The sequence below is a fragment of the bacterium genome (assembly GCA_016873475.1).
Taxonomy (GTDB): Bacteria; Krumholzibacteriota; Krumholzibacteriia; order JACNKJ01; family JACNKJ01; genus VGXI01.
This window is the reverse complement of record VGXI01000086.1, coordinates 1-12,430: the sequence shown is the minus strand read 5'-3', so window position 1 is coordinate 12,430 and position 12,430 is coordinate 1. Positions and strand designations below refer to the sequence as shown.

Below are 12,430 nucleotides of genomic sequence, written 5' to 3'. Positions count from 1 at the left end.
GACCCGCTGCTCTCGGATCTGTGCCGGCGCTTGATGCTGCGCGATCTCTACAAGGTGCGCATCTTCTACGAGCCAGCCGAGACGCCGGCGCTGCGCGCCCTGCGCGACGGCGCGCAGGCGCTGATGGCGGCCAAGTACGGCGAGGCCGTGGGCTATCGCTTCCTCTTCGAGGATGCCACGGACATCTTCTACCAGCGCTACGACCCGAGCCGGCTGGGCTCGAGCGGCATCCTCATTCGCAGCCGCGACGGCGGCATCGTCGAGATCGACGACGCGAGCCCGAGCATCCGGGCGCTGCGCAACACCTACCCGATGCACATGTGGTGCTACCCGGCGGCGGATCTGGCGCTGCTGAAGGAGCTCAACTTGGTGGACCTCCCCTCGGCAGATCCCGGCGCCGCTGTCGAGGACGGGGCCGAGCTCTGGCCGCCGGCGGGGAGCGAGGCCTAGCCGCAACGCTGCCGTCCTGACGGGGACGCCAGCCGTCTACCCCCTCGGCACTGCCGCCGACTCTTGGCTCTCACGGCGGCCCTTCTTCTCCGCGGGCAGCGAGAACCTCAGCCTGCGGGTAGGGGTGCCCGCCTGTGATCTCCGGCCCCATCGCGTTTTTCACGAAGGCAGGCGCGTCCGGATCCCGGCTGGTTCCGGAGGACAGCCCCGGATCCGTGGGATGACGATCCAAAACAGGTCGTCGAAAGTCACAGCTCAGGAGGCAAGCGATGCCGAGGAAGACCGCAGAATGCCGGTGTCGGCGCCTGCGCCGAAGCGGCGAGCGGCTTCTCTTCGCGGCGGCGCTGGCGATTCTCGGCGCCTGGAGCGCGATGTCGGGCGCCGACACGCTCAGCGTCGACTACTAGATACTATGGAACGGCCGACCTCCGTTTTGATCGCGGGTTGAGCTAGGCTCAGAGCCGCAGTAGAGCGTCGGCTCTACGACCCATTGGTTCACGAGAAACCCTTCGGGTAGGAGGTCGGCCATGGAGCAGTCTAGCACCAAAACCCTCTGGGTGGGAGTGGATGTCCACCGGAATTCGATCACGGCAGCCATCTTCCGGGACAACGAGCCGGAGCCCACGATCCAGCACCTGCCGGGCGACTTGAATGCCGCCCGCAAGCTCTTCCGTCGCTTGAGCCAGCAGGGTGTGCCCCGGGCCTGCTACGAGGCCTCTGGCGCCGGCTATGTCCTCAAGCGCGCCCTGGACCACGACGGTTTCCACTGCGAGATCATCGCCCCCAGCCTGGTGCCCAAGAAGCCCGGCGACCGGCGCAAGACCGACCGCCTGGACGCCCGAAGCTGGCCTCGCCCCATTGAGAAGCCCGGGTCGCCTCGGCGGCCCGGGCCGGAGATCATGAGCCGGCTTGACACCGGCCGTTCCATATCACTTCAGCATGGTCATTCGGTTCACCAGCGCCGCATCGCCGACCTCGAGTCGGCAGAAGTACACGCCCGAAGACAGGCGCCTGCCCGCGGAGTCGCGCCCGTTCCACTTCACGGCGTTTCGCCCGGCCGGGCAGAGCACACGATCGAGCAGTGTCAGCACCCGCCGGCCGGCCAGATCGTGGATGCTCAGGCTGACCGCTTCCGCACCCGGCAAGTCGAAGTGGATCTCCGTGCTCGGGTTGAAGGGATTGGGGTAGTTCTGGAGCAGCTGCGGCGCCGTAGCGGCGAGCGGCGTGTCGCCTGCCGCCGTCGTCGTGCAGCCGTCGTAGCAGACTTCGGAGAGGGAGCTGTCATCGACGTAGTGGTAGATCTGGCTCTCCGGGTCGTCGTCGGCCCAGCTGTTCCCAAATGCCAGGATGCGCGGCACCTCGGCGAACAGGCTCTCGCAACGGATCGCCAGGTCGCTGCCGTTGGGCGCGAAGCCGTTGTTGCCCGCGTCGTCCGGCGTGCCGAGATCCGGTCGGCTCTGCTCCCGGATCAGCAGGCTGGGGTCGTTGTGGAGGAAGAGGCAGCCGCGGAACTTGGGCTCGGCGCTGCCCTGCGTGATGATGGCGGGCCACGCAGGCGGCTGCCCGCTGCTCAGGCCGAAGATGCAGCCTGTGAATGTCGAGTTGTTGTCGCCCTCCAGGATCACACCGCCGGTTGCGACCGCGTTCAGCCCGGCGGCAATGACCCAGCAATCCTCAGCCGTGAGCGTGGCATCGGTCACCCGGATGGCGGCGAACTGGATCCCGAAGAAGACCACTTCCTGCAGCGTGGCGTCGCTGCTCACCTGGAGGGCCTGCCCCGCGCAGGCGCCGATCTCGCAGTGGTCCAGGCTGAAGTTCCCGCCCTCCACGGTGAGCATGGTGTCGGCAGCGCTGGCGACGAAGACGGCATAGTCGGCATCGAAGGTACTGCCCGCCCCCGCCACGAAAGACCAAGTGGGATCGCCAGCGACATCGCTCGTCGCGACATGGACGCTGTCATCGTCCGCCGTTCCTGCGAGATGAAAGGTGCCGTTGATCGTCCAGTTCACATTGGACAGGCGGAGGGGAACATCGGCTTTGACGGTGAGGGTCTGCCCCGCGGCGACATTGGGCGAGGCGTAGTAGTCGGAGACGCAGTAGTAGGGCACGCCGAGGTTGCCCCAAGTGCCCCGCGCGCCCTGGCCGCCGCTCGGCGAGTAGATGAGGACGCCAGGGTAGATCGAATTGCTGTGCTCGAAGTACGTCGGATCATCGGCAGTCAGGCTACAGTTCGGCTGCATGATGATGGGCGCAAGGCGTGCGTCCTGCCCTGCATCGCTCCAATCGATGGTCAGGCTCGGTTCGTCCAGATGCAGGCTGGCCCCGGCGGCGAGATAGGTGCCGCAGCGGCTCTCCGTACTGGCGCCTTCATCCGTCCGCCCACAGCGCAGGAGAGCGAGCGGTCCGAAGACCGTGCACGTGGAGGGGCCGGACAGGTAGAGCCCGGCCTCGCCACTGTCGTAGACGAAGTTCGCAATCAGCGTCAGCACGGTGCCGCTGCCGGCGACGCGGATGCCGTTCTGCGTCGGGAAGGCAATCCCGGAGCCTGCGATGGTGAGCGTGCTCGCCCCTCCCACACTGATGCCAAGGGCCGGATTGATGCCGAAGTCTCCCGCAGCGAGGGGCCCGCTGGAAGCGCTGCCGTCGGCGCCGCCACTGAAGGCGAGTCCTGTTCCGGAAGCATCTCTGATCTCGAACTGGTCCATGTCGGCTTCTGCGTTCTCGCCGACGAAGCGCAGGCCACCCCAGCCGCCGCTCAGGCCGCAGAAGACGACCTCCTCATGGTTCTCGCTGCCCCCCTGGACCTCGAGCGTTCCCTTGATCGTCAGGTTCCGGCCGGACGCGAAGTGCACGGTGATTCCCTGGTTCGGCAGCGACAGGGTGTCACAGGCAATGCTCAAGACGTCGCTGGCACTGATCTTTTTGTCCTGGTTGACGGTCCAGGTCAGCCCGGCACCGGTGAGGGCGCCCATGCAGGCCCCGGGGGTCGCGAAGTAGGCCGCGAGCGTCTCAAGCGTGTAGTTCTGGTTGTTGCCGGGCGTGGCGCAGGGCAATGCCCCGGCGGGCGGCGCGGGCAGTGCCGCGCAGAGGGCGAACAGGGTGATCGCGAGGGCCGCCCCGCGGCGGGCCGGAGTCGCTGCTCGGTTCGAGGTTCTCGTCCACATGGTTTCATCTCCTTGCTCGGTGGCGGTGCAGATTGGTCTCGCCGCGGCTACGGCAAGGGGCAGGCCGGTTGCTGCGCGGGCGCGGCGATCGGCGCAACGGACGCAGGCACAGGCGACTAGGCCGAGGCCCCGGCGGCGCGGCGCCGCAAGTGCCGCGCAGAGCCCGCGCAGTGCCGCGCAGCTCCCGCGCGCTCGGGCCGTTGCACGAGCCCGCTGCGATCGCCTAGAATCGAGGGCAGGTGGCTGGCGCTGCGGCACGCCTTCTGGTGTCCGCAGGCGGCGAGGGGTGGCTGCGCGATGGCGCTGCGGGCGGCAGTCGGAGCCTTCCTGCCGGCGCGGGGGATTGCCCTCGCGACCCTCGCGCTCGCCGCCGGACTGCTGGCGCCGGCGCTGCCCCTGCGGGCCGCGCCGCCCCTCGGCCCGCGACCGCTCTCGGGCTGGCCGGTCGTGGTGGGCAATGCCGTCTTCGGGGAAATCGCGGCCGGGGATCTCGACGGCGACGGCCGCGCCGAGCTGGCCGTCGGCCTCCGCGATGGGCATGTGCATCTTCTCGACGGCGCCGGTCGGGCCGTAGGCGGCTGGCCGCAGTCGACCTGCGGCGGCGTCTTCATGGCGACCGCGATCGGCGACATCGATGGCGATGGCCATCCCGAGGTGCTTGCCGCCAGTCACGCCGGATTCCTCTACGTCTGGCGCGCCAGCGGACGCGCGCTCGCGGGCTGGCCCGTGGATCTGCGCGCGGAGCCCGTCTCGCGTCCGCTGCTACTGCCGCCAGGGCCGCAGGGGGGGCCACGGCTCGCCATCGCCACCGCGGACGGCGCGGTGTATCTGCTCGATGCGAGGGGCCGGTCCTGCACCGGTTGGCCGCAGCGCGGCGGCTCGCGGTCGCCCGAGCGCCAGGACTTCCAGCCGCTTGCGGTGGCCGACCTCGACGGCGATGCGCAGCCCGAGATCCTCTATCTCTCCGGCGCGCCAGCCGTCCTCAATGCCTGGACCCTCACCGGGCGCGCCCTGCCGGGATTCCCCTGCGCCCTCGGGGACAAGGGCCTTGGGCTGGCCGTCGAGGGCGGCGGCGACGGCGCGATCGCATGCACCACGGAGCGCGCGCTCTGGCTCCTGGGCGCAGACGGCAAGCCGCGGTGGCGGCGCGCGCTGACGAGCGACACGGACAGCTTCAACTGCGCGCCGGCTTTCCTGTCCGGCGGGAATGGCCGGTCGCTGATCACGGCCGCCACGCGGCTCGGCAGCATCCATCTTCTGCGCAACGACGGCGAGCCCGTGGCCGGCTGGCCGCTTGCCGTCGGCGGCTTCATCTATGGGCTCGCCGGCGAGGCTGAGAAGTTCGGCATCCTCAGTCCACCCAGCGCCGTCGATGTCGACTGCGACGCGCAACCGGAGATCCTGGTCGCCTGCTACGACCAGCATCTCTACTGCTTCGAGCTGGACGGCACCCCGGTGCCGGGATGGCCGCTCACCTTCGGCGATGCGCTGTGGGCTCGTCCCACGCTGGCCCAACTCGACGGGCAGGGCGGGGAGGAACTGGTTGCCGGCCAGGGGGGCGAGACCGTCTTCGCCTTTGCCCTTCCCGAGACGGGAAGCGGGCGCGTTGCCGGGCCGGCAGCCACCGCTCCGCAGACGGGGCGCGGGCGCTGGCCGCGCGCGGGTCTCCTCGCCGCCGCCCTCCTGGTCCTCGGGCTGGCCGCGCGCTGGCTCAGCCGGAAGCCCCCGAGCGAAACGGCGGCCGCCGCGCGCGGCGGCCGGGCGGGAGTTTTGCTCTGGATACTCGCCGTGCTGGTCCTGCTGCGCGCGGGCTTGCTCGTTGGCGAAGTCCTGCGCTATCGACAGGCCGAGCAGCGCCTGCGTGCGGCGGCGCCGGCGATCGAGCGACTCCTTGCCGACGCCCAGGCCGAGACGCAGCGGCTCACCGAGAACCTCGCCGCGGCGCTCGACTCGAGCCTGGCGGCAGGCGCAGCCAGCAGCACGCAGCTCCTCTATCAGCTCGAACGCCTGGCCGATCGCGCGCGCCTGAACCAGGATCGCGCAGGCCTCATGGTGGTGGACGGCGGGGGCGAGGCGATCCGCGCCATTGGCCTGGCCAGAGGCTGGTCCCACCGCGAGGACCTGGAGCCCAGGGCGGCGCAGGCGTTGACCCTGCTGGACGATCTCCCCGTGCAGGTCGGGGCCGCGGCGCTCGGCGGCGCCCTGGCCCCCGGGCACCTGCTCGTCGTCACCAGCGCGCTCGAAGACCTGCCGTCTCGCTTCGCCGCCGCGGCGGGGGCTTCCGCGCAGCTGCAGCTCGATGGCCGCACACTCGCCTGGGCCGGCGGCCCGGCCGCCCTGGGCGCGGAGTTCTGGCCTTGGCTCGGCGTCATCGAAGCAACCCACGAGATCCCGCTGCCCGCCAATGCGGGCGGCGCGCGCCTCAGCCTGCGCCTCGCCGACGAGTCCTTCGCGCGTGGCGCCAGCGGCTGGCTGGATCTCCTGCTGCTCGCGGCGCTGGTGCTGGGTCTCACCGGCGTCCTTCTTCGCGGCGCACCGCGGCCGGCACTGCGCCGGGGCGGTCTCATCTTGCCCGGCGTCGCCGCGGTCTACCTGCTGGGCTGGCTCGCGCTCGCGAACGGCCGTTTCGACCAGCGACCGGTGTCCCTGGCCGGTCATGGTCTCGAAGTGCTCCTGCATCTGCTGGGCGCGACGGCGCTGCTGCTCGCGCTGCGGCGTCTCCTGGGCGAGCAACGCAGTCGACGTCTCGGTGTCGCGCTGCTGGGCTCCTATCTTCTTGCATCCTTGTTGCCCTTGCTGCTGGGCCTGGCCATCGTGACGAGCCTTCTCCAGCAGACCCAGCGGGCGGCGATGCGCAGCGAGCTCGAACGACTGGAAGATCGCGCGGAGCACCTGGTACTGGCGTACATGGGCATGACCAGTTTTCAGCACTCACTCTCGGATCGCGTGCGAGGCGCGCTCGATCTGCCGCCAGAAACGACCTGGATCAATTTCGTCGGCGAGCAGCAGGCGCTGTTCACCTATGACCTTCCCGCCGCCTATCTCACACTCAGCGTAGAGGACCGTGCCGCTCCCGCGGCGCATGTCACGGGCTTCTCGTGGCGCGTTCCCAACACGGAGAAGTTCTACGCTGCCCGACCGGTCTGGGCAGGTGGCGGCGATCCGCGCGGTCTCTTCTTCGATCAGGGCCGGCCGCTCGTGCGCGTAATGCGCACCCTGCGGACCCCTGATCTCGAGGCGCGGCTCCTCGCCAATCTACCGATCGACGACGCTGCGTTGACGCGGATCGAGGAGCGCCTGCGCATGCTGCCCTTTCTGCCAAGCGTGCATCTGGAACCGCTCTGGTTGAGCGCCGAGCCGGCGGCGTCTGCCCCAGCCGGCTGGGCGCTACCCTTTGCCACGCGCCTCGTCCACCCAGCCCGCGACTGGCGTACAGGCGAGCCGCGCTGGCTGGCCTACCGCGCGCGAGCCTACCTGCCGGCTGGGCGAGACCGCTGGCGCGTGCTGACGACCGTAGCGCTCCTCATGCTGTTGCCGCTCGCGATGTCCATCTGGGGTGCGGTGGCGACGCTGCGGCGCACGGTCCAGCCGTTGAACCGCCTGCTGACCGGCATCCGCCGCGTCCAGGGAGGCGATCTCGATGTTCGTCTCGGCGAGTCCGGCGCCTCGGAAGTCGCCGAGGCGGCCCGTGCCTTCGACCAGATGGCGGCCGGCCTGCGCGACACCGTGCAGGCGATGGCGGAGAAGCAGAAGCTCGAGGAGATCAGCGCGCTCAAGAGTCACTTCATTTCCATGGTCAGCCACGATCTCAGGACACCGCTGGCCTCGATAAAGGGAGCAGCAGAGAACCTGCTCGCCGAGATCGCCGGTCCCGTCACCGAGCGCCAACGCACCTACTTGGCGATGATCCTCGCCAGCAGCGACAACCTCCAGCAGATGGTGACCAATCTGCTCGATCTCTCGCGAATCGAGAGCGGCCATCTTCAATTGGAGCGCGAGGACCTCGACCTGGGGCGCGAGATCGACAACCTGCTTCGCTCCCTGCACGCCCTGCTCGAGGCGCGCGGCCTCAGTGCGCAAGTTGCGGTCGACACCGGGGTGGCGCGGGTGCGGGCCGACCGCACGCGCCTTTGGCAGGTACTCGGCAATCTGCTCGCCAACGCCGTGCGCTACTCGCCGGTCAACGGGCAGATCCGCATCGGTGTAAGTGCCGAGATCGGCCCCGACGGGGCGGCGCTCCTGCGCACAACGATTGCCGACGAGGGGCCGGGCATCGCGCCCGAGGAGCGCGAACGCATCTTCGAGCCCTTCTACAGTCGATCTCTCGGCGCGCGGGACAAGGCAGGCGCCGGGCTCGGGCTGGCGATCGTGCGTCAACTGGTCGAACTGCATGGGGGTAGCATTCGCGTCGATGATCGCCCGGCACCGGGCGCCAGTCTCAGTTTCACGCTACCGCGGTTGCCCGCGCAGGACTTGCACAGCACCTGCGCAGCGCCTGCGCAGACGGAGTCTGCTCATGGCGTCGGCGATAGGCCAAGCGACGCAGGAACAGGCGATTGAGGGCGGCAGCCCAGTCACCTGGCTTGGTCCCGAGTTTGCGGAGCGTGACACGGGGTAGCTTCTGAAGAGAGGAGTCAGGATGAGCCGAGCCCAGCGGGAAGACAGCGTGTCGCGGATCCTCGTCGTCGACGACGACGAAGGCTTGCGCCTCATCCTCGGCGACCGACTCCGGAACTTCGGCTATGCCGTCGATCAGGCCGGAAGCCTGGCCGAGGCTCTGGCGCGCCTGGAGCGCGAGAGCTTCCAACTCGTCATGCTCGATGTCTTCCTGCCCGACCAGACCAATCTCGAGGGGCTGCGCGTGATCCACACCCAATGGGCGGAGCTGCCTATCGTCATCATGACGGCCCACGGCAGCATCGATCTGGCCGTGGAAGCCATGAAGCAGGGCGCCCACGACTTTGTCAGAAAGCCGATCGACTTCAAGCGCCTCGCGGTTGTCATCGCGCGCGCTCTCGAGAGCAGCCAGTTGCGCACGGAAGTCAGCTACCTCCGCCGCGCCGCCGATGCGCCTTTCAGCGAGATCATCGGCAAAGACACGGGGCTCCGCCAGGTCATGGCGATGGTCCGCCAGGTCGCGGCGGCCGACGCCACCGTGCTCCTGCGCGGCGAGACGGGCACCGGCAAGGAGGTCATCGCGCGGGCGATCCACCGCCTCTCGCCGCGGAGCGGGCGTCCCTTCGTCGTCGCCAACTGCGCGGCGATCCCGCGTGAGCTCATGGAGAGCGAAATGTTCGGCCACCGGCGCGGCGCCTTCACGGGGGCCGTCGCCGACCATGCCGGCTACTTCGAAACAGCCGGCGCGGGCACGCTCCTCCTCGACGAAATCGGAGACCTCGATCTCAACCTGCAGGCGAAGATCCTGCGAGTGCTCGAGGACGGCTCCTACCGCAAGGTCGGCGCAGCGACCGTGCAGCAGAATCGGGCGCGGATCATCGGCTCCACGCACCAGCCGCTCGAGCGGTTGATGGCTGAAGCGCGCTTCCGCGAGGACCTCTTCTATCGGCTCAACGTGGTGGCCATTGAGCTGCCGCCCTTGCGCAGCCGCGTGGCCGACATCCCGGCCCTCAGCCACTACTTCCTCACGCGAGCCTGCACGAGCCGTCCGGGAGGCGCGCTCGCGCTGACGGCGGGCGCCCTCGACGCGCTGAAGGCGCACCCCTGGCCGGGAAACCTGCGCGAATTGCGCAACGTCATGGAGTATCTCGCCCTGATGACCGCCGGGCCGCGCATCGCCGCGGAGGACCTGCTGCCGCTGCTGCAGCGGCGCGAGGCAACGCCGGTTGCGGTTGCTCCGGCGCCGCTCAAGGATCTCGAGCAGCAGGCGATCCTCGCCGCCCTCGAGCGCTGCGGCGGCAACCGCACGCGCGCGGCAGAACTGCTTGGCATCGGTCGACGCACCTTGCAGAACAAGCTGAGGCTCTGGGGCCTCGCCGAGGAGTCCGCGGACGAGAGTGCCTGATCTGGTGCTGTCCTAGCGCTTGCGCACGAAGGCGGCGGCGATCGTGTTCTTCTGGATCTCCTTCGTGCCTTCGTAGATCTCGGCGATCTTCGCGTCGCGGTAGAAGCGCTCCACCTCGTACTCGAGGATGTAGCCGTAGCCGCCAAGAATCTGGACCGCTTCGTCGGTCACGCGCACGGCCGTTTGCCCGGCGAGCAGCTTGGCCATCGAGGTGAGCTTGGGATCGTTGCGGCCCTGGTCGAAGTTCCAGGCCGCCTTCAGCGTGAGCAGGCGCGCGGCCTCGATGGCCGTCGCCATGTCGGCGAGCTTGTGCTGCGTGGCCTGGAAATCGGCCAGGCGCTGGCCGAACTGCTGGCGCTGCTTCGCGTAGTCGAGCGCGCGATCGAAGGCGCCCTGCGCGATGCCGACCGCGGTGGCGGCGATCTCGGCCCGGCTCTCGTCGAAGAACTCGAGCACCTGGTAGAAGCCGCGGCCCGCCTCGCCGATCAGGTTCGCTGCCGGCACGCGCACGTTGCTGAAGGAGACCTCGGCCGTCGAGGTCATGCGGATGCCCATCTTCTCGCCGACCTCGGCCGCCTCGAGCCCCGGCGCGCCCTTCGGCACGATCAAGAGCGACTGCCCGCGGTGGCTGGGCTGCGCGGCCGGATCGGTCTGGCAGAGCACCAGGTAGACGTCGGCGATCGAACCGTTCGTGATGAAGGTTTTCGTGCCGTTGACGAGCCAGCCGTCGCCCTCGCGCACGGCCGTGGTGTCCATCGCCGTAATGTCGCTGCCGTGGTTCGGCTCGGTGAAGCAGCCGGCGGAGAGCATCTCGCCCGCGGCGATCGCCGGCAAATAGGCCGCTTTCTGGGCGGGCGAGCCGTGGCGCATGAGGATCTCGGCCGCAAAGTCGCTGAGTGCCAGCGCCGTGCCGAAGCCGGAGTCGCGGCGGCAGAACTCCTCGACGACGAGCGCGTTCTCGAGCACGCCGAGCCCCTGACCGCCGTACTCTTCGGGAAAGTGGATGCCGATGAAGCCCAGCTCGCAGGCCTTCTTCCAGATGGCGCGCGGGAAGGAGTGTTCCTTCTCGTGCTTGATCGCGAGCTCCTTGTCGAACTCGCCGGCGGCGAACTCGCGCGCCGCCTGCTGGATGTCCCGCTGCTCTTTGCTGAGATCGAAGTCCATGCTGCCTCCGGACTGCTAGGCGCCGCTCTGCTCGGCAAGGGCATCGAGAATCTTGAAGAGGTCCTCCGCGGCGCCGTAGTCGGCGGCGCGGAAGATGGGCGCCTTGGCGTCGCGGTTCACGGCGATGACCGTGCCCGCGCCCTTCAGGCCCGCCACGTGCTGGAAGGCGCCGCTGATGCCGAGCGCGAGGTAGACCTTCGGCTTCACGTTGCGTCCCGAGGTTCCCACCTGGCGCTCCTTGCCGAGCCACTTCTTGTCGACGACCGGTCGCGAACAGGCCAGCACGGCGCCGAGGCGCGCGGCGAGGGCCTGCGCCTTGGCGACGCCCTCCTCGTCCTTGATACCCCGCCCGATCGCAAGCAGGAAGGGTGCCTGCCCGATGTCGACGGCCTCGCCCGCCGCCTCCCGGTAGCCGAGGTGCTCGGTGAGGACGGTCGCCGGCAGCGGCGGGCAGGGCAGCGCCTCCACGGTGCCAGGCGCTGCCGCCTCAGGCGCCGCCGAGTAGCTGCCGCCGCGCAGAGTAACCAAGTAACCCGCCGCCGGCGCGAAGTCCGAGCGCGAGAGGATCTTGCCGCCATAGATGCTGCGCAGCACGCTGGGGGCGCCGTCCGCCAGCTCGAGCTGCAGGCAGTCCGTCGCGCAGGGCAGGTCCAGCTCGAGCGCCAGGCGCGGGATCAGCTCGGCGCCGAAGGCCGACTGCGGCGCGAGCGTGAGCAGCGGCGCCTCGCTGGCGATGACGGCCTTCAGCGCCGCGGCGTGCGTCTCGTAGCGGAACTCGCCCAGCGCGGGCTCGTCGACGCAGATCACACGCGGCAGGTAGCGGGCCATCGTCTCGGCGAGCGGCGCCACGCCGCTGCCGACGACGACACCGACCGGCGCGAGCCCGGCCGCGGCCTCCAGCTCGCGGGCGAGCGTGATCAGCTCGAAGCTCGCCTCGCGGATCGCGCCGCGGCGCTGTTCGACGATGAGCAGCAGCTTGGCCATCACGCCCTCTCCTTGACGAGCTCGAGAATGCGCCGCGCGATGTCGACGGGCCGGCCCGCGATCATCTCCGCTTGCTTGCCGGCCGGCGGCACGGCGAGGCTCCTGCGCCGCAGGCGATTGGCGCCCGCGCTCACCGCGTCCGCCGTCAGGCCCAGCGCGGCGAGGTCGAGGACGGGGATCTCCTTCGCGCGCACCTTGCGGATGCCCATGATCGAGACGTAGCGCGGCTCGTTGATGCCGGTCTGGATCGTGAGCAGCGCGGGCAGGGCCAGGCGCAGCGACTCCTCGAGGCCGCCCTCCAGCTCGCGCGTCACGCGAACGCGGTCGCCCTCGAGGGCGAGCGCGGTGACGAGCGTCGCATGCGGCCAGTCGAGCAGGCCCGCGAGCAGCGGCCCGGTCATGCCGAAGCCCTGGTCGCCGGCCAGTGCGCCGGTGAGGACGAGATCGTAGCGGCCCTTGCCGACCAGTGCGGCCAGCCCGCGCGCGACGGCGAAGGGGTCGCTGCCGGCGAAGGGCGCGTCGTCGATGCGCAGGGCACTGTCGGCGCCCATCGCGAGGCAGCGACGGAGCACGTCCTCGCTGTCGGCGTCGCCGATGGTGGCCACGGTCACCGTGCCGCCCTGCGCCTCCTTGATGCGGATCGCCT

Annotated in this window: 6 protein-coding genes; 2 read left to right on the top strand and 4 right to left on the bottom strand. The window is 69.8% G+C overall.

Going from position 1 to position 12,430, the window contains the following annotated elements; translation table 11 throughout:
* Nucleotides 1–1,379: 1,379 nt before the first annotated feature.
* Entirely contained in the window at nucleotides 1,380–3,614 is a 2,235-nt protein-coding gene (locus FJ251_08530; GenBank protein MBM4117774.1) for a hypothetical protein, read from the bottom strand.
* Between the two features lie 297 nt (nucleotides 3,615–3,911).
* On the opposite strand from FJ251_08530, the gene FJ251_08525 reads away from it, so the two are divergent.
* Nucleotides 3,912–8,174, top strand: a complete 4,263-nt coding sequence (locus FJ251_08525; protein ID MBM4117773.1) for a HAMP domain-containing protein — start codon at nucleotides 3,912–3,914, stop codon at nucleotides 8,172–8,174.
* Between the two features lie 79 nt (nucleotides 8,175–8,253).
* Nucleotides 8,254–9,636 carry a sigma-54-dependent Fis family transcriptional regulator gene (locus tag FJ251_08520; GenBank protein ID MBM4117772.1) on the top strand — a complete coding sequence of 461 codons (1,383 nt, stop codon included), beginning with the start codon at nucleotides 8,254–8,256 and terminating at the stop codon, nucleotides 9,634–9,636.
* A gap of 12 nt (nucleotides 9,637–9,648) precedes the next feature.
* Here FJ251_08520 and FJ251_08515 read toward each other — a convergent pair whose 3' ends face one another.
* From FJ251_08515 to FJ251_08505, 3 genes are all read right to left on the bottom strand, one after another.
* Nucleotides 9,649–10,800 (bottom strand): acyl-CoA dehydrogenase, encoded by a 1,152-nt coding sequence (locus tag FJ251_08515; protein MBM4117771.1) that lies wholly within the window; start codon nucleotides 10,798–10,800, stop codon nucleotides 9,649–9,651.
* Between the two features lie 15 nt (nucleotides 10,801–10,815).
* Nucleotides 10,816–11,784, bottom strand: a complete 969-nt coding sequence (locus FJ251_08510) for an electron transfer flavoprotein subunit alpha/FixB family protein (GenBank protein MBM4117770.1) — start codon at nucleotides 11,782–11,784, stop codon at nucleotides 10,816–10,818.
* Nucleotides 11,784–12,430: electron transfer flavoprotein subunit beta/FixA family protein (locus FJ251_08505; protein ID MBM4117769.1), on the bottom strand; the 647-nt coding region annotated here is incomplete at its 5' end. The genes FJ251_08505 and FJ251_08510, both read right to left, overlap by 1 nt.

Bases quoted from the DNA above. Each gene is read 5' to 3' on its own strand.
- FJ251_08530 (MBM4117774.1), bottom strand. From the start codon at position 3,614: ATGTGGACGAGAACCTCGAACCGAGCAGCGACTCCGGCCCGCCGCGGG.
- FJ251_08525 (MBM4117773.1), top strand. From the start codon at position 3,912: ATGGCGCTGCGGGCGGCAGTCGGAGCCTTCCTGCCGGCGCGGGGGATT.
- FJ251_08520 (MBM4117772.1), top strand. From the start codon at position 8,254: ATGAGCCGAGCCCAGCGGGAAGACAGCGTGTCGCGGATCCTCGTCGTC.
- FJ251_08515 (MBM4117771.1), bottom strand. From the start codon at position 10,800: ATGGACTTCGATCTCAGCAAAGAGCAGCGGGACATCCAGCAGGCGGCG.
- FJ251_08510 (MBM4117770.1), bottom strand. From the start codon at position 11,784: ATGGCCAAGCTGCTGCTCATCGTCGAACAGCGCCGCGGCGCGATCCGC.